This is a genomic window from Sulfurimonas aquatica, from assembly GCF_017357825.1.
Lineage (GTDB): Bacteria > Campylobacterota > Campylobacteria > Campylobacterales > Sulfurimonadaceae > Sulfurimonas > Sulfurimonas aquatica.
In genome coordinates this window covers 1,673,821-1,691,221 of the sequence record NZ_CP046072.1, presented here as the reverse complement: position 1 = coordinate 1,691,221, position 17,401 = coordinate 1,673,821, and the positions used below count along the sequence as shown (strand labels likewise).

Genomic DNA, 17,401 nt, shown 5'->3' with positions numbered 1-17,401 from the left:
TATACAATTATGGAGACTCTATTTGAAAGAGTGGTACGATAAAATTAATCAAGCAGTAGATGTAGAAACTTTAGAAGAGATTCGCATAGCTGTATTTGGAAAAAAAGGCATTTTAGCTGCCGAATTTGTAAAAATGAAATCTGCTCCGAATGAGCAAAAATCTCAAATTGCAAAAGATTTAAATACACATAAATCAGCACTAATGAATGAGTTTACTGCTAAAAAAATTACTCTTCAAACTCAAGCACTGCAAGAAGCAATGAAAGCCGAAGCGATAGATGTTTCAATGTTTAGTACTTCAAGTCAAGCTGGAGCACTTCACCCTGTTATGGAAACTATGGATAGAATAGTTGAGTATTTTTCATCAATGAATTTCTCAGTTAAAACTGGTCAAATGGTTGAAGATGATTTTAACAACTTTGAAGCACTTAATCTCCCTAAGTACCATCCTGCTCGCGATATGCAAGATACATTCTACTTTAAAGATGAGATGATGCTTCGTACGCATACATCACCTGTACAAATTAGAACTATGATGTCTCATAAGCCACCAATTAGAATGATTGCTCCTGGTGCTGTTTTTCGTAGAGATTATGATATTACTCACACGCCAATGTTTCATCAAGTTGAAGGTCTTCTAGTTGACAAAGAAGGAAGTGTTTCTTTTGCAAATTTAAAATATATATTAGAAGATTTTTTAAGATATATGTTTGGTGACGTAAAGGTTCGTTTTCGCCCCTCTTTTTTCCCTTTTACTGAGCCTTCGGCTGAAGCAGATATCTCATGCGTTTTTTGTAAAGGCAATGGATGTCGAGTATGTTCGCATACTGGCTGGTTAGAAGTGCTAGGTTGTGGAATAGTTGATCCAAATGTATTTGAGGCTGTAAAGTATGAGAATGTAAGTGGATACGCATTTGGTTTGGGTGTGGAACGCTTTGCAATGTTAATACACCAAATTGGAGATTTACGTTCTCTTTTTGAGGGTGATATGAAGTTACTGGAGCAGTTTCAATGATAGTTACAAAGTCTTGGTTAAGCGAATGGATAGACCTTAGTGGATTATCAACTGATGATATTGCAAAAACTTTAAACTCAATCGGTTTAGAAGTTGATAGAATTCATGAGTATAGAGTTCCAAGTAAAATTGTTTTTGGTAAAGTTTTAGAGTGTGAAAAACATCCTGACGCTGATAAACTTAATATTTGTCAAGTAGATATAGGTTCAAGTATTCGCCAAATTGTATGTGGCGCGTCAAATGTAAGAGCTGGACTTGATGTTGTGGTTGCTGTAATAGGTGCTCAAATGCCAAGTGGATTGGTCATAAAGCCTGTTCAACTTCGTGGTGTAGACTCTGAGGGTATGATATGCTCTGCAAGTGAAATTGGCTTTCCTGATTTAGGCAAGGGTATACTTGAAATAGATAGTAGTATTGGTGAGTATAAACTTGGACAGGAACTCAATGAAAACGCTATTTTTAATGACGACCTCATTGAGATAGAACTGACAGCAAACAGAGGTGATTGTTTAAGTATCAGAGGTGTTTCACGTGATTTAAGCGCGGCATTTGATCGACCGCTTCAAGACTATACTCCAACCGATAATGATGAACGTAGGGGTATTGGTAGAATTATCTCTTTGTCACATGAAAATGACTTAGATGTTAATTTACACTATAAAGCGATTGATTTAATAGACTTTAAAGTACCATTATTAGTAAATATAAGACTAGCTCAGATTGAAGAAGTAAGAAATTGTGATGTAGAAACACTTCTGCTTTATATAACGCAGAGTACAGGTGTTATATTAAGAGCATACAACCATAGCTATTTTGTTGAAAAAGATGAAAAAAGTGCAAAAATAGCTCTGAGTGTAGATGATAAAGGCTATGCCAATATTAATGGTATGGGCGGGGTGGCTTCTGTTGTAGGAATTAGACAAAATGATGAGTCAAAAGTTATAGAACCTGAGGGTACTGTGATTTTAGAAGCAAGTTACATCCCACCAGATATCATCTCTAAAAAAATGTCTGAAACAAAAATAGACTCTGGACCAATGTTTTATAAAACTTCAAGAGGAAGTGAACCAGAACTTGACCGTGGTTTAGCATACTGTATAGATATGATCGAAAAGTACTCCTCTTCAACTACGTTTAGTGGTAACATTGAACTTATAAACTCTTATAAAGAGAAGGTGGTTATAGTTACTAAACAGGAGATAGATGAGATTATTGGTGCTAAAATTGATAAGGTTGTAGTTTCAAAAATTCTTAAAAATTTAGGATTTAATACATCTAAATCGTCAACTGATAATTTTGTGATTTCAGTTCCTCAATTCCGTCATGATATTGTAAACAAACAGGATATTGTTGAAGAGATAGTGAGAATGGTTGGGATTGACAATATTCCATCAAAGCCATTTGTATTTACTGAAGAGAATAGATTAGAAGATAATTATTTTGAATATAAAAAACGTTCTACTTATAGACACCGTGCCGCTCAAAGTGGTTTTTTTGAATCAATTCACTTTGTATTTGATGAGAAAAAAGTTCTCAACTCTTTTGGATTTGAGACTACGGTAGATGAACTTGAGCTACTTAACCCTATAGTTCAAACATTAGATACTTTAAGACCAACATTACTTACAGGACTTTTAAAAGCTGCATCTACAAATGTTAAAAATGGATATTCATCTGTAAGGCTTTTTGAATTAGGTTCTGTATTTACACCTTCTAGAGATGAGTCTTTAAAGTTGTCAATGTTATTTTGCGGAGATAGAGAAGATGAATCTTTATCAAATGCTGGTAAACCAAGTAAGGTTGATTTTGCATATTTTACACAAAAAATTTCTGATATTATTGGCAATATTACATTAGTTCAATATGAAACTTCACACTCCCTTTCTCATCCATATCAGTCAGCACAGATTCTAATCGAAGAAGAAGTTGTTGGTGAGCTATTTAGAGTTCATCCAAATGTTGAAAAAGAGTATGATTTAGATACTACCTTTATGTGTGAAATAGACTTTTCTAAACTTGATAATGGACTTAAGTCGGCAGTGAAAACTTCTAAATATCAGGCATCGTTTAGAGACCTGAGCGTTATTATGCCAAAAAGTATGAGTTATGATAAAGTAAAATCCGTCATAGAAAAAAATGCTACAAAAGAGCTTGTTCGTTTTTACCCTGTAGATAAATACAGTGATGAGAGTTTAGGAGAGAACATGAGTCTATCTCTGCGTTTTGTACTTCAGTCAGATGAAAAAACATTAGAAGAAGAAGATATAAGCTTATCAATGGACACTATATTGGAAGCACTTAATAGTGAGCTTGGGATAGGATTAAGATGAGTAGAGTAGTTGTATCTTCATCAAACTCTTTTTCTTTAAAAATTAGTGAAATAGCACCTGATAAGTCAATATCTCATCGTAGTGTAATGTTTGCGATGCTTGCAGATGGAACGAGTGTAATTGAAAACTTTTTAAGAGCAGAAGATACACTTAACTCTTTAGCGATTGTGAAAAACCTAGGGGCGACTGTAGTTGATGATGGTAAGATAATAAAAATATCATCTGAGGGTATCAAAGAGAGTTCTGAAGTTCTCGACTGCGGAAATTCAGGAACTGGAATGAGACTGTTTTGTGGACTTTTAAGTTCTGCTGATGGTCACTTTGTCCTAACAGGCGATAAATATCTTAGATCCCGTCCTATGAAGAGAGTAACTCTCCCTCTTAAAAATATTGGTGCAAAGCTTGATGGAAGAGCTGATGGCGATTTAGCACCTATTAGTATTCGTGGAGCGTCACTTAAAGCATTCAATTATGAGAGTAAAATTGCATCGGCTCAAGTGAAGTCATGTATGATTTTAGCGGCGCTAAGAGCTGATGGCGTATGTACATATATTGAGCCTGAACTTTCCCGTGATCATACAGAACGGATGTTAAAAGGCATGGGTGCAGATATAGCGGTAGATGGTCTGAAAAGTACTATAACGCCAATGAAAAAACTACTCTCACCACTTAACATTAGAGTGCCCGCTGACCCATCAAGCGCTTTTTTCTTTGCCGTAGCGGCTGCTATTACGCCAAACTCAGATATTACTCTTGAAGGAGTGACTCTCAATCCTACTCGTATTGAAGCCTTTAAAGCTTTAGAAAAAATGGGTGCTAACATTAATTATGAAATTACAGATAATAAATATGAACCAATAGGTAATATACAGATTAAATATGCTCCTTTAAAAGCTATAACTGTAGAAGATAATATCTCTTGGCTTATAGACGAACTACCAGTTCTATCTATTGCCATGGCATGTGCAGAGGGTGAAAGTATTGTTAAAAATGCTGAAGAGTTAAGAGTAAAAGAGTCAGATAGAATTTCAACAGTTGTTGAAGGCCTTCGCTCTTGTTCTATAGAAGTACATGAATATAAAGATGGATATAAAATTGTTGGCGGTGAACTGCAAAAGTCTTTAGTAGATAGTGATGGTGATCATAGAATTGCTATGAGTTTTATTATTGCAGGTCTTAAATGCGGGATGGAAGTTACTGATTTAGATTGTATTAATACGTCTTTTCCAAACTTTTTTGAACTATTACAAAAAATAACAAAAGTTGACTTACAAAGATAAATAGTAAAAAATCTAGGTTAAAGACCTAGTTTTCTCGAAGGATATAGACATTATGAAAATTGAACTAGCTGAAAATTATGGTTTTTGCTTTGGTGTAAAACGAGCAATTAAAATAGCAGAAGAAAATCGCGACTCATCTACATATGGTCCTTTAATACACAATTCAAAAGAGATAGCACGACTAGATAAAGACTTTAAAGTTGGACTTATTGAAGATTTTCGTGAGTTTAAGAGTGGTGATAAAGCTATTGTTAGAACTCATGGTATACCCAAAAAAGAACTTGAAGCACTTCACGAAAATGGTGTGGACGTAGTTGACGCGACTTGCCCATATGTGACAAAACCACAACAAATTTGTCAAGAGATGAGTGAAGCTGGCTATGATGTTTTGATCTTTGGAGATGAATCGCATCCTGAGATTAAAGGCGTAAAGTCTTATGCTACTCATGGGGCTCAGGTTGTAACATCTTTGGATGAAGTGAAAGATCTAAAATTCAATGATAGAATTGCTCTTGTAGCTCAAACAACTAGAAAAGTCGAAGAGTATATGAGTATAGCTAACTACCTTATTCCTCGCCATAAAGAAGTAAGAGTCTTTAATACTATTTGTAACGCTACGTTTGAAAATCAAGAAGCGGTCGACGATATCTCTAAAAAAGCGGATGTTATGATAATTATAGGCGGTAAAAACTCATCAAATACAAAACAACTCTTTAGTATCTCGCATGATAACTGTAGTGATAGTTATCATATTGAAGATGAGAACGAAATTGAAGCTTCATGGTTTAATAATAAAGAGTACTGCGGTATAACGGCAGGTGCCTCTACACCTGATTGGATTATACAAAATGTTATAAATTCTATAAAAAGAAGTGTTAATATATAACACTTCTTTTTATACCTCTTATCTTATATATAAGTTTTAATCTTTTTTTAATAGTTATATAATCATTATTTAGATATAATCACGACAATTTTTATGTAACAGAGGATAGGTAATGGCGTTCGATAACGAATCATTTGAAGAAGAAGAAAATTTTGCGGAGATGTTTGCTGCTAGTGAAAAGCAACAAGAAACAAGTCGTATTGTAGAAGGCGAGATAGTTGAAATCCAGATGGAAGACAACAGAGCTTTAGTAGGTGTTGGTGATAAGCTTGAAGGTATTTTAAGTCTTGATGAGATCCGTGGTGAAGATGGTGAATTAATATTTGCTAATGGTGATAAGATTAAAGTAATGGTTATGGGATACTATAATGAGCGTCCTAAAATATCTTACAAAAAAGTTTTAGAGCAAGAAAAAACTATTGAGTTTATTGATGCTAATAAAGATGATTTTGAAGAGTTAATTATTGAAGGTATTATTACTAAAAAGAACCGTGGTGGTTATGTAGTCGAAGCTGATACAGTTTCTTTCTTTATGCCACGTTCTCTAGCAGCATTTAAAGATACTGATGAAGTTGTTGGTCGTAAAATCAAAGCACAAGTTGTGAAGATTGATCCAGCTGAAAACTCTATAATAGTTTCTCGTAGAAAACTTTTCAATGAAGAGCGTAAAAAGAAAAAAGAGATCATCGATCAACTTATGGCAGATGATGTTGTTGTTGAAGGTGCTATTAAAAAAATCACTAGCTACGGTATGTTTGTAGATGTTGGTGGTGTTGATGGTCTTGTTCACTATAATGAAATAAGCTATAAAGGTCCAGTTAATCCATCTAAACTTTACAAAGAGGGTGATATAGTAACTGTTAAGGCAATATCTTACGATAAAGATAAGCGCCATCTTTCACTTTCAATCAAAGCAGTTCAACCAGATCCATGGGCTGAAGTTGAGTCTGAATTAGATGAAGGCGATACTATTACTGTAACTGTTTCAAATATAGAAGCATACGGTGTATTTGTTGATCTTGGAAATGATATTGAAGGTTTCTTACATATATCAGAGATTACTTGGAACAAAAATGTTAAAAATCCAAATGATTATTTAACTGTAGGTGAAGAAATTGATGTTGAAGTTATTGAAATTAACTCTAAAACACATAAGCTTCGTGTTTCACTTAAGAGATTATTACCAAAACCATTTGATGAGTTCTTAAAGAACTACAATGAAGGTGACATAGTTACTGGTACTGTAACTTCACTTACTGACTTTGGTGCATTTGTTCGTATTGATGGTGTTGAAGGTCTTTTACATAACCAAGATATCTCATGGGATAAAAATACAAAAGCAAAAGATGTTTTAAAATCAGGTGATGAAGTTGAAGTTAAAATTGCTAAAATCAACTCTGAAGATCAAAAAATATCTTTAAATCGTAAAACTCTTTTAGAGTCACCAATAGATAAGTTTGCAACAAATAACAAAGTTAACACTGTTGTAACTGGTACTATCCGTGATATCAAAGACTTCGGTGTTTTTGTATCTTTAGAAGATGGCGTTGACGCGCTTATTCGTGATGAAGATTTAGCTCCACTTGTAAAAGAAGAGCTAGAAGCTGGTCAAGAAATTGAAGCAGCAATCGCTAACATAGATACACAACGTGATCGTATCCGTCTATCTGTTAAAAAATTAGATTACATTAAAAATCAAGAAATGCTTGAAGAAATTAATGATAATGAATCACACTCTTTAGGTGATTTAATAAAAGATAAATTTCAATAAGCATTCCTGAATGCAAAAGATTTTAAAATGGCTTACTCCTATTATCGCTTTAGGAGTTGCTGTTTTTATAATCTTCTTTCTTATATCTATAAACTCACAAGATGTTTTTTTAGAGAGTGAACCATTAGTACTTGAACATAAAACAGATGAAAAAATACCAGAAAAAAATTGGTTAGATAAATTTTCAAAGTCTCAAAGACTTGGCTACTTTTATCCTGTAAATGAAGTTTATGTAAAAGTTGATTTAAAAGAAAAAATAACTAAAACTATTACATACCAGTTGTCTGCAAAAATATTGGATCCTTATCAGCTTTTTTGTTTGAAAGAGGAACTAAAAAGACATAAACTTAAATATTATCTTAAAAAAGATAAGATAAATGTAGATTTATTTATTTATTCACAAAATGTTGATAAATTACAAAACTTAGTAAAAGAACTAAAGAACTATGAAATTTCGGCAAATATTAAGCCGTATAAAGAGGATTATTAAATGAAAAAATATACAGTAGTAGTATGCGACCATATTCATGAAGCCGGTCTTAAAATGCTTGAAAGTGATGAAAACATCAACTTTATAATGGCTGCAGATGTTGATAAGAAAGAACTTATAGAGACTATTATTCCAACGGCTGATGTAGCAATAACTAGAAGTTCTACAGATGTAGATGAATTTTTTATTAAAAATGCTACAAATATGAAGGCAATTGTTCGTGCTGGCGTTGGTGTTGATAATGTTGATATCCCTGGCTGTTCAAAAGAGGGTATCATTGTTATGAATGTACCAACTGCAAACACTATTGCCGCGGTTGAACTTACTATGGCACATATGCTTTCATGTATGAGAATGTTTCCATACTCACATAATCACTTAAAAATCGATAGAGTTTGGAAGCGTGAAAAGTGGTATGGTCATGAGATGAAAGGGAAAAAACTTGGTGTAATTGGTTTTGGTAACATTGGTTCTCGCGTTGCAAAACGTGCTGCCGCGTTTGAGATGGATATTGTTGCATATGATCCATATATTCACCCGTCTAAAGTTACAGATTTAGATATGACATATACGAAAAATTTTGAAGATATTTTAGCATGTGACATTATTACAATTCATACACCCAAAAATCAAGAGACTATTGGAATGATTGATGAAGCTGAATTTGCTAAGATGAAAGACGGAGTTGTAGTTATTAACTGTGCTCGTGGCGGTCTTTACAATGAAGAGGCACTGTTTAATAATCTCAAATCAGGTAAGGTTCGTTTTGCTGGTATAGACGTATTTAATAAAGAACCTGCAACTGATCATCCACTTCTTGACCTAGATAATGTAACTGTTTCACCTCACTTAGGTGCAAATACTTTTGAGTCTCAGTATAATATTGGTACACAAGCTGCTAAAAACGCTATAGAGGCTGCTAAGGGAATTGCATATCCAAATGCTATGAATTTACCAATTGATGAGAGTAAAATACCTGCATTTGTTAAACCATTCTTAGAAATGGGACAAAAAATTGGATTCTTAGAATCTCAAATGAATAAGAGCCAAATCATATCTATCAAAGTTTCTGGATATGGAGAAATTTCTGAGTATGTTGATTCTCTTTCTACATTTGTAGCAGTTGGCGCAATGAGTCAAAACTCAGGTGACACTATAAACTATGTAAACGCTGACTTTGTTGCAAAAGAGAAGGGTATCGAAATTGAATCTGAGTCTTGTGGTGATTCAAAGGTATTTAAAAACCTTATTACTATTAAGCTTACAACAAGTGAAGGTACTACAACTATCTCTGCTACTATTTTTGATGATAACGTTCAACGTATTGTTGCTATTGATGGTTTTGATATTGAAGTAGCACTTCGTGGCGATATGGTTATGTTTAAAAATACAGACGTTCCAGGTGTTATTGGAAGTGTGGGTACTGTTTTAGCAAATCATAATATCAATATATCTGATTTCTCTTTAGCTAGAAATGATCAGTCTCAAGCATTAGCGGTTATTTTAGTAGATGATATTGTAAATGAAGAGACGCTTCTTGAGTTATCAAGCCTAAAACCTTGCCTAGGTGTTAACTACGCACGTATATAATTTTTTTAATTACTTCTCTTTCTTTCCCATCTTTTAGATGGGAAATCAAAAATTCTTTTTTAGAGTGGATCGTTTATTGATACCGCTTTTTTCTCTCTAAATCCAAAATGCGCTTCTAAATTTGACATATTTAATAGTACTGGAACAACAACAAGCGAAGCTATAACGGCTGCTACCGTACCAAATATAAGAGATACTCCAAGTCCACCAAATACGGCGTCACGAGCTAGAAGAGTCGATGCTAAAATGATAGCGACCGCAGTTAAAAATATTGGTTTTGATCTAGTTGCACTAGCATACGCTATGGCTTCAGCTTGATGCATTCCCTTATCTAGCATTAGAGATTTTGTGAAATCAATGAGTAGTAGAGAGTTTCTTGAACTAATACCTATTAAAGCGATAAATCCAATGAGAGAGGTTGCTGTTAAAAAGAAAGTATCAGCTGTGAAGAGATCCATAATATAGTGACCAACAATTACGCCTATAATTGATAGAAATGATCCTAATAGAATAATCGCGCTCAGAGTATAACTCTTATAATAAATCACCATTAGTAAAAATATGAGTATAAGAGCCGCAATAAACGCAGCACCAAGTTCAACGAAGGTATCAAGGGTGACTTCCATCTCTCCATCCCAGATTATTTTATATAGTTCACTTGTTTTTTTATCTTTAAGTTCAAGGTTAAAAAGACCAATTTTTGTGACTTCATACTCATTTGAAAGTAGTTCTATCATCTGATCTCTTGCATCAATCAATGGATATACTTGCGATACCATATCTGTTTCAGCGACAACGTTACTCATTTGATGTAAATCTTTTGTCATTATCATTGGATTAGATCTCTTAGGAGTTATAGTAACCAACTCCGTAAGAGGAATCATCATTCCCATTGCATTCATAAGTTTGAGTGAGCTAAGTTTCATCTCTATGGCATTTAAATCTTTTGAAGTAAATCTTTTTGACTCTCTTGAAAGTGATAGGAAGATGGGAATCTGGTCATTATATATTTCAGAATTTTTTACGGCTATTTGCATACCTTCAAATGCAAGGTATATAATGTTATTGAGCTGTTTTATATCTACGCCGGATTTTGCTATTTTTGTACTGTTTACAATTATCTCAAATGTCTCATAAACTTCATCTTGCATGATGTCTATATCAACTAATCCATCAGTTTTATGAAATATACTCTCTATGTCTTTTGTTATTTTTCTTATGCCATCAGGGTTGTTTCCATATACTTCAGCAACTATAGCTGCCATAGTGGGAGGTCCTGCCGGTGGCTCTACAAAAGATATCTTTGTGTTAGGATAAAGTTTTTCGCAGTTTGACTGAATGAGTGGCCTAATGCGTTGCACCATCATATATGAAGGCTCATCCCTGTGATGTTTTTTTGTCAGATTAAGTACAATCTCAGCGACATTTTCGGAGTTTTTAAAATGAGAGCCTTTAATAAGTCCTGCAAAATCTAGCGGTGATCCCATACCTAAGAAGACTTCGGTATCAAGAACATTTTTCTCTTTGACCACATAAGAGCTTACGCACTGTGTGACTCTATTTGTTTGTTCTATTGAGCTTCCACTAGCAAGAGATACATAGATATTAAAGGTGTCATTATCTTTTCCCGGTAGCATCTTTGCTAGAACTAATTTACTCGGCGCAATCATAAGCACTGAAAGTATAAACGCTATGAGAGTGAGCGTTAAGATAATTCGTCTTGAAGTTACGCTCTTTATACTGCTGAGTATAAATTTTTCAAATTTATTAAACATTAATGCTCTCCTTTTGAATGATCGGGACGTTTTAGCATTCTAACTGCGAGGTAAGGGGTGAAAATATATGCAACAAATAAAGACGCAATTAGAGATACTGGAACGTTTGCTGGAATGGGTTTCATAAACTGACCCATCATTTGACCGACAAACGCCATTGGAACCATTGTCATAATGATTGCAAGCGTTGCTATATTTGTAGGAGGACCAATCTCATCGGTTGCTTTTATCATCAACTCATCTGGCGTTTCATGAGCAGACTCAACGGAGTGATAGTGTCTATGTATATTTTCAATAACGATAATAGCAGCGTCAACAAGTAGACCAAGCGAGAGTAAAAATGCAAACAGCGTAATACGGTTTATAGTCTGGCCTGTTAAGTACGCTACAAAAAGAGTAATAGCTAAAATAGCAGGAACAGTAAAAGTAACTATAAGAGATTCTCTCCAACCTAGAACAAAGATAAGTAAAATAGCAATAATAACAATAGAGAGCACAAGGTGATAAACAAGCTCGTTTACAGCTTCATCTGCACGTTCGCCATCATTTCTAGTAATGACATAATTAATGCCATCTTTTTTAAGATACTCTTTATACTTTTCTAACTCTTTTTTCACTTCATCAGCGATTATAACGGCATTTGTGCCTTGTAGTTTGGAAACAGTAAGCGTTACCTGGTCTTGAAACTTTGAAAACTCTCCATCGCTTTTGCGTTTAGCAATAGTTGCCGATTTAAAGTTCTGTATATCATAGGAGTTTTCGACATCTGCCACTTGATGAAGATAGATTGGTGAGCCCATGTATTGCGCTATGATAATGTTTCCAATGTCTTTTGCACTCTCAATGGCGTTTTTAACACCAAGAAGAACTATTTCATTGTCTTTAGTAGTATTTTTTGTTGCGGGAACATTATAAGCTAATGACTCTATGGCACTACTAATCTGTCCCATAGAGAGGTTGTATCCAGAGAGTTTGTTTAGGTCTACGCTAACGTTAAACTGATGGCGAGAACCTCCTTTTAACTCTGTGACGGCAACGTTTTCAAGGCCATTTATATGGTGCTGTAACTCCTTGACTTTGTCATAGAGTTCTGTTTTATCCATACTTTTGGCATCGGAATAAAACGCTACGGAGACAATAGGAATGTCAACGTCAATATCAAGAGGTTTAATAATAGGATCCATAGCGCCAGCGGGAAACATATTTGCGTTTTGCATAATCTTGTCGTAAATCTTTAAGTTTGATCCCTCTTTCTCTTCACCTATAAAAAACGCGGCGTTTACTATGCCTACATTGTCCATAGCCATACCATAGATATGTTCTACTCCTTTTACCTCTTTGAGTTTACGCTCTAGTGGTTGGACTATCATCTTTTCAACCTCTTTAGCACTCGCACCAGGAAGGGCAACTATAACGGTAGATCCACTTACTACCATTTGGGGATTCTCTTCTCTTGGCATTATCATAAGTGAAAGGTAACCTATAGAGAGTAAAAAAATACCAAGTACAATAGTAAGAGGACTACGGATGAAAGCCGCTGCTAATTTTCCTGCATAGTCTTTAGGTACATAAGGTTTGTGATGTTTCATAGAGAATTCCTTTAGTTGATTGCTACAGTCGCATACATACCAGGATAAACCGATTTGCTAAGAGTTTTAAATGATACTTTGATCTTAAAGGTATGCGTCATTGGATTTGAGTTTGGAATGATTGCCGTAACCTTGCCAATAGTTTTAATCTTTAGGGATGGAATCTCTACCATAACTTTTTTTCCATGAGATACAAGCTTTAAGTTACTCTCGGCAATTTCTGCTGATATTTTAAGGTTGCTAAGGTCTGAGAGAATAATTGCAGGCATCCCAGGCATCGCCATCTCTCCAACTTTAATATTTTTAGCTACGACAACACCACTGTTTGGAGCTTTAATATTTAAATACCTATACTGATTTTGTACCTCTTTAAGTCTTGCCTTTGCTATTGAAGTCATATTTTCAAGGTTTCTTGCGGCGAGTTCTAGATTTTCAACCTCATACTTTGAAACCATATCTTTTTCTAAAAGTCGACGGTGGCGTTGAAGATTTATCTGAACGTTAGAGTACTGATTTTGATACATCTCAAGGCTTAGTTCAGCCTGACTTTTAGCAGAGTCAATTTCACGAGAGTCTATGCTATATAAAATCTGGTCTTTTTGGACTTTTTCACCTTCACTTACGTTTACAGAAGTAACAAAGCCCATAAAACGGCTTGTTATCATCTTTTGGTTATCTGAGATTACGCTTCCTGAGAGAGTTAGCGTTTCCGCTACAAGTGAAACGGTTAAGGCTGTGATTGTTATTATTTTTTTTATCATATTATTTTTCTCCATTTGCTAGTTTTTCTAGTTGAAATATCTTTGCGTTACGTCTATTTTTTGCTATTTGAAGTTGTAGCACTTTTTCTATTTGAGCCGATTGTTTAATGATAACGTCACTCATTGAGGAGAGTTTCTCTTTATATCTTCCCTCATAATTTTTATATATTGCCTCTGCAAACTCAAGCTCTTTTTTAAGTGAGTCTATCTCTTCATCAGCACTTATAATCTCTGTTCTTATTTTTGCAAGCTTTAAAGCGATACCTTTACGAGCAAGTTCAAGTTGCGATTTCATTTTTATATGTTCTAGTTTTGACTTCTCTATCTTTGCGCTATCTACGCCACCATTAAAGATATTCCATGTGAGTCTTGCACCAACAGTATATGCTTTATGATCATCCGCGTCGCCTAAAAAGCTATCATCAGCAGTAGAGAGCTCCCCAAATGCTCCAAGGGTAGGGTAGTAAGCTGCGTTTGAAAGCTCAAGCATATCTTTTCGTATTTCCAGCGCTATTGACGCTTTTTGCATATCAAGATTGTTTTTTAGTATCTCTTCATCACTTAATATAGGCATTTCAATCTCTGAGCTTGGAGTGACTATAGCTGTTACTTTTTGATTGAGTAGAAAACTGACATAGTGATATAGAAGTTTTTTATTTGCGTTCATTTGTAAAAGAAGTCTTTTGACGTTACCCTTTTTAGCTTTTACTTCCAAGAGGTCTATATGTTTTGCATATCCAACTTCAATCATACTCTTTGTCATATCTTCTAATGTGTTTATATTTTCAATGATAGTGTTTAAGTTATAAATTGAATCATCTAAAAGCGCCATATCATAGTAGCTTTTTCTAAGCTCATAGCTTTTTGCATTTATGACTTGCTCTTTTTCTAAGCCTTTTATTCTACGCATAGAACTCATAATGTCTTTGTAGTTGCTAAGCGCAAAGCCTGTAAAAAGAGGGACTTCATATTTTAATTTACTTTGGAAATAGCTTCTATCATCTGGGTAGTTTAAGTCCTTAGGTTGAACGTTTAAAATATTTGGATTTGTACCATCAAACTCTGAAAATCCAAAGTTTCCAAAACTAGCTTCACGAGAGCTAAGTGTAAATCCAAAAACATTTCCAGCATCGTTAGAGTGCGCAAAGTCTTGAATAAAGTTAAGCGTACCATACTCTATGCCAGAGACGCTTTTTTCATCCTCTTTAGCAATACTTTCATCTATTTTAGCAGATTCGATTTCTAGGTTTTGAGTTTTTAAGATTTCTAGTGCTTGATGTAGTGAGAGATTCTCTGAAGCATTGAGTAAAAGTGAAAATGAAACTAAGAGAAGTAATCTTTTCATATTTGTTTTTCCTATTATAATTTTAAGTTTGTATTATAACATATATTTCATATGCTTATCAATCTTTTATTATTTTTATCTATATTGATGCAAAGTCTTATAATAATGTATAATAGTATATGAAAAATTTTCTTTTAATTATGTTATTTATTTTTATTTTATTAAATGATAAAGCATCTTCTAATGAGCTAAGGCATGAAACCTCTCCTTATCTATTACAGCATGCCAATAACCCTGTAGAGTGGTATCCTTGGGGAAATAAAGCATTTGCAAAAGCAAAAAAAGAGAATAGAGCAATATTTCTTTCCATAGGTTATTCAACCTGTCACTGGTGTCATGTAATGGAAGAGGAGTCGTTTAGTGATAAGCAAATAGCTAAGCTTTTTAACAAATACTTTATCTCTATCAAGATTGACCGTGAAGAGATGCCGCATATTGACTCATTTTATCAACGCGAACACATTAGGCTCAAAAATCACTCTGGAGGATGGCCTCTATCTATTTTTATGACAGCAGATAAAGAGATAATAGATATAAATACTTACATCCCAGCAACTAGAAAATCCTATTCTGAAGGTTTAGACAGCTTGCTTGAAAAAGTAGGTTCCTCATACAAAAAAGGTGACTTTAACTTACTACAAGAAGTGGGTAAGAAGAGTAAGACTCAAACAAAGAGAAGCTTATCTATCACAACTCTGTCAAATTCACTTAAAGAGAGTTATGATGATATCTATGCAGGTTTTGGACAGGGTAGAAAGTTCCCAGAGGCCGCAAAACTCTCTTTAATGATGGATATTGCAGAGATTACCCAAGATAGTGAACTCCAAACTTATCTATATGAGATGCTAGACGCGATGGCGTTTAGAGGTTTGTATGATCACATTGAAGGTGGCTTCTTTCGTTATAGCGTAGACGCTGCATGGGAGATTCCTCACTTTGAGAAGATGCTTTATAATCAAGCAGAATTGATACCTCTTTATGTGAGAGCATACAAAAAGAGTAAAAAAGAGGTTTATAAAGAAATCGTAGAGGAAACTATTGGGATGTTAGAGAGTAGATTTTTAAAAGATAATCTCTACTATAGCGCAAGCGACGCAGATACAAATCATGAAGAGGGAGTTTACTTCACATTTACTACTGAGGATTTAAAAAACTTAAAGTTTGAGTATTATGAAAACTTTGAAGACAGAGTACATATAAATTTTTATGAAAACAAACGTCCCGATGACTTTATGAAAATTAAAAATGAATTACTAAAAGTAAGAGCTAAAAAAGAGTATCCATTTATAGATAAAAAGATAAATACTGCATGGAACGCTATGATGATAGAAGCTTTATGCACAGCTAGCTTTATAGATAAAAAGTACGCTAAAAAAGCACAAAGAACTCTCAACGCCTTAAAAGAGTTTATGTTTAAACGCAGCGAACTCTATCATCAGAGCGTTTTAGGAGTAACTCCTACGCAAAAAGCTTTGCTAGAAGATTATAGTTTTTTCATATCAGCGCTTATAGCTGGCTATGAAGTTGACTATAAAAAAGAAAAACTAGACTTTGCGGAGTATCTTCTTGCTCAGGCTATATATAAGTTTTACAAGAGTGGCGTTTGGTACCTCTCTGACGATGGCTTAAAAATAGAAGCCGATATAAAAGATAAATATTATACTTCCGCTTTAGCAAAAATGACTCAAAATTTAGCAAAAATGGCATCTCTAAAATCTTCTTTTAAATATGAAACTATTTTAGATGAAACGCTTAAGTCTTTAAAATCGGACTTGGTAAAAAAACAATCAAATGCTCCCGCCCTCGCACAGGCATACTTAATGAGAGAGTTAAATATAGTAACACTCAAAAGCTCAAAGCCAAACTTAGAGTTAAATGCCAAACAAATAAAAGAGATAAAATATCCATATATGCTAAGTAAGGTACATGAGTATGATGAGTATTTAGCCTGTAGTATGAGAGAGTGCTTTGTAGTAGATAAGAGACTTGAGAATGTGATTGACGCTATTAACAAGAGATATGAAAATATTGAGTGATGTTTTAATGTTGTGTTAATACAGAAATACTACTATTTGAATATAAATATAAAAGGATAAACTTATGAAAACAAAACTAACTTCAATACTTACAGCCTTAGCAATTCTAAGTAGCTTTGCAACTACCTCACTAATAGCTCAATCAGCAGCTAAACCAAAACCATTTCTAATTCAGGGGCAGTTGCCACATTTAACTGGTATGGTGAAAATAATGTGGGATGATGAGGATTTAGCATTGAGTGTCGCTCAAAAAGAGAAGCTAATGGTAGTAAGAAAAAATACTCTAAAAAATGCTCAAGCCTTGGGTAAAGAGGTAAACGCACTAGAAGCAGAAATAGTCAAAGCGAGTAATGATGGTGCAACACCCGCATCACTAAAAGATAGAGTAAGTAAACTAGCCTCTTTAAGAGCAGCAGCAACCATGGTACATCTAAATTGTATTTTTGATACAAGAGCAATTTTGAGCGATGATCAGCTATATGTACTTGAGTAAAGGTTTAATTTTTTAATTATCATTGTATAATATTTATATG

At 34.2% G+C, this 17,401-nt stretch carries 13 protein-coding genes; 9 read left to right on the top strand and 4 right to left on the bottom strand.

Annotated features, from left to right (window positions below; genetic code table 11):
• The first annotated feature begins 22 nt into the window (after positions 1 to 22).
• The 7 genes from pheS (at position 23) to serA (ending at position 9,362) form a co-directional block, all read left to right on the top strand.
• Positions 23 to 1,015, top strand: coding sequence for a phenylalanine--tRNA ligase subunit alpha (gene pheS, locus GJV85_RS08075; protein WP_207560882.1), 993 nt, complete (start codon positions 23 to 25; stop codon positions 1,013 to 1,015).
• Positions 1,012 to 3,345 (top strand): phenylalanine--tRNA ligase subunit beta, encoded by a 2,334-nt coding sequence (pheT, locus tag GJV85_RS08070; RefSeq protein ID WP_207560881.1) that lies wholly within the window; start codon positions 1,012 to 1,014, stop codon positions 3,343 to 3,345. Before pheS ends, pheT begins: the two co-directional genes overlap by 4 nt.
• Positions 3,342 to 4,625, top strand: a complete 1,284-nt coding sequence (gene aroA / locus GJV85_RS08065) for a 3-phosphoshikimate 1-carboxyvinyltransferase (RefSeq protein ID WP_207560880.1) — start codon at positions 3,342 to 3,344, stop codon at positions 4,623 to 4,625. Before pheT ends, aroA begins: the two co-directional genes overlap by 4 nt.
• A gap of 52 nt (positions 4,626 to 4,677) precedes the next feature.
• Positions 4,678 to 5,511: a 4-hydroxy-3-methylbut-2-enyl diphosphate reductase gene (locus GJV85_RS08060; RefSeq protein WP_207560879.1), complete on the top strand. Its 834-nt coding sequence runs from the start codon at positions 4,678 to 4,680 to the stop codon at positions 5,509 to 5,511.
• A 112-nt stretch (positions 5,512 to 5,623) separates the two neighbouring features.
• Positions 5,624 to 7,282 carry a 30S ribosomal protein S1 gene (locus GJV85_RS08055; RefSeq protein WP_207560878.1) on the top strand — a complete coding sequence of 553 codons (1,659 nt, stop codon included), beginning with the start codon at positions 5,624 to 5,626 and terminating at the stop codon, positions 7,280 to 7,282.
• Positions 7,283 to 7,292: 10 nt separating this feature from the next.
• A complete protein-coding gene (locus GJV85_RS08050) occupies positions 7,293 to 7,772 on the top strand; it encodes a hypothetical protein (protein ID WP_207560877.1) in 480 nt (159 codons plus the stop codon).
• On the top strand, positions 7,773 to 9,362 hold the full coding sequence (gene serA, locus GJV85_RS08045; RefSeq protein WP_207560876.1) for a phosphoglycerate dehydrogenase: 1,590 nt from the start codon (positions 7,773 to 7,775) through the stop codon (positions 9,360 to 9,362).
• Between the two features lie 59 nt (positions 9,363 to 9,421).
• On the opposite strand, the gene GJV85_RS13780 is transcribed toward serA, so the two are convergent.
• Genes GJV85_RS13780 through GJV85_RS08025 form a run of 4 tightly spaced genes read right to left on the bottom strand, consistent with a single transcriptional unit; the run spans position 9,422 to position 14,832 of the window.
• On the bottom strand, positions 9,422 to 11,137 hold the full coding sequence (locus GJV85_RS13780) for an efflux RND transporter permease subunit (RefSeq protein WP_207560875.1): 1,716 nt from the start codon (positions 11,135 to 11,137) through the stop codon (positions 9,422 to 9,424).
• Complete coding sequence (locus tag GJV85_RS13775; RefSeq protein ID WP_207560874.1) at positions 11,137 to 12,726, bottom strand: efflux RND transporter permease subunit; 1,590 nt, start codon at positions 12,724 to 12,726, stop codon at positions 11,137 to 11,139. The genes GJV85_RS13780 and GJV85_RS13775 overlap by 1 nt, the downstream gene beginning before the upstream one ends.
• Before the next feature lie 11 nt (positions 12,727 to 12,737).
• Positions 12,738 to 13,484 (bottom strand): efflux RND transporter periplasmic adaptor subunit, encoded by a 747-nt coding sequence (locus GJV85_RS08030; RefSeq protein WP_207563175.1) that lies wholly within the window; start codon positions 13,482 to 13,484, stop codon positions 12,738 to 12,740.
• Positions 13,485 to 13,488: 4 nt separating this feature from the next.
• Positions 13,489 to 14,832: a TolC family protein gene (locus GJV85_RS08025; RefSeq protein ID WP_207560873.1), complete on the bottom strand. Its 1,344-nt coding sequence runs from the start codon at positions 14,830 to 14,832 to the stop codon at positions 13,489 to 13,491.
• A 119-nt stretch (positions 14,833 to 14,951) separates the two neighbouring features.
• On the opposite strand from GJV85_RS08025, the gene GJV85_RS08020 reads away from it, so the two are divergent.
• Together GJV85_RS08020 and GJV85_RS08015 are read left to right on the top strand one after the other, a co-directional pair.
• Complete coding sequence (locus GJV85_RS08020) at positions 14,952 to 16,868, top strand: thioredoxin domain-containing protein (protein ID WP_207560872.1); 1,917 nt, start codon at positions 14,952 to 14,954, stop codon at positions 16,866 to 16,868.
• Positions 16,869 to 16,932: 64 nt separating this feature from the next.
• A complete protein-coding gene (locus GJV85_RS08015; RefSeq protein WP_207560871.1) occupies positions 16,933 to 17,361 on the top strand; it encodes a hypothetical protein in 429 nt (142 codons plus the stop codon).
• Positions 17,362 to 17,401: the final 40 nt, after the last annotated feature.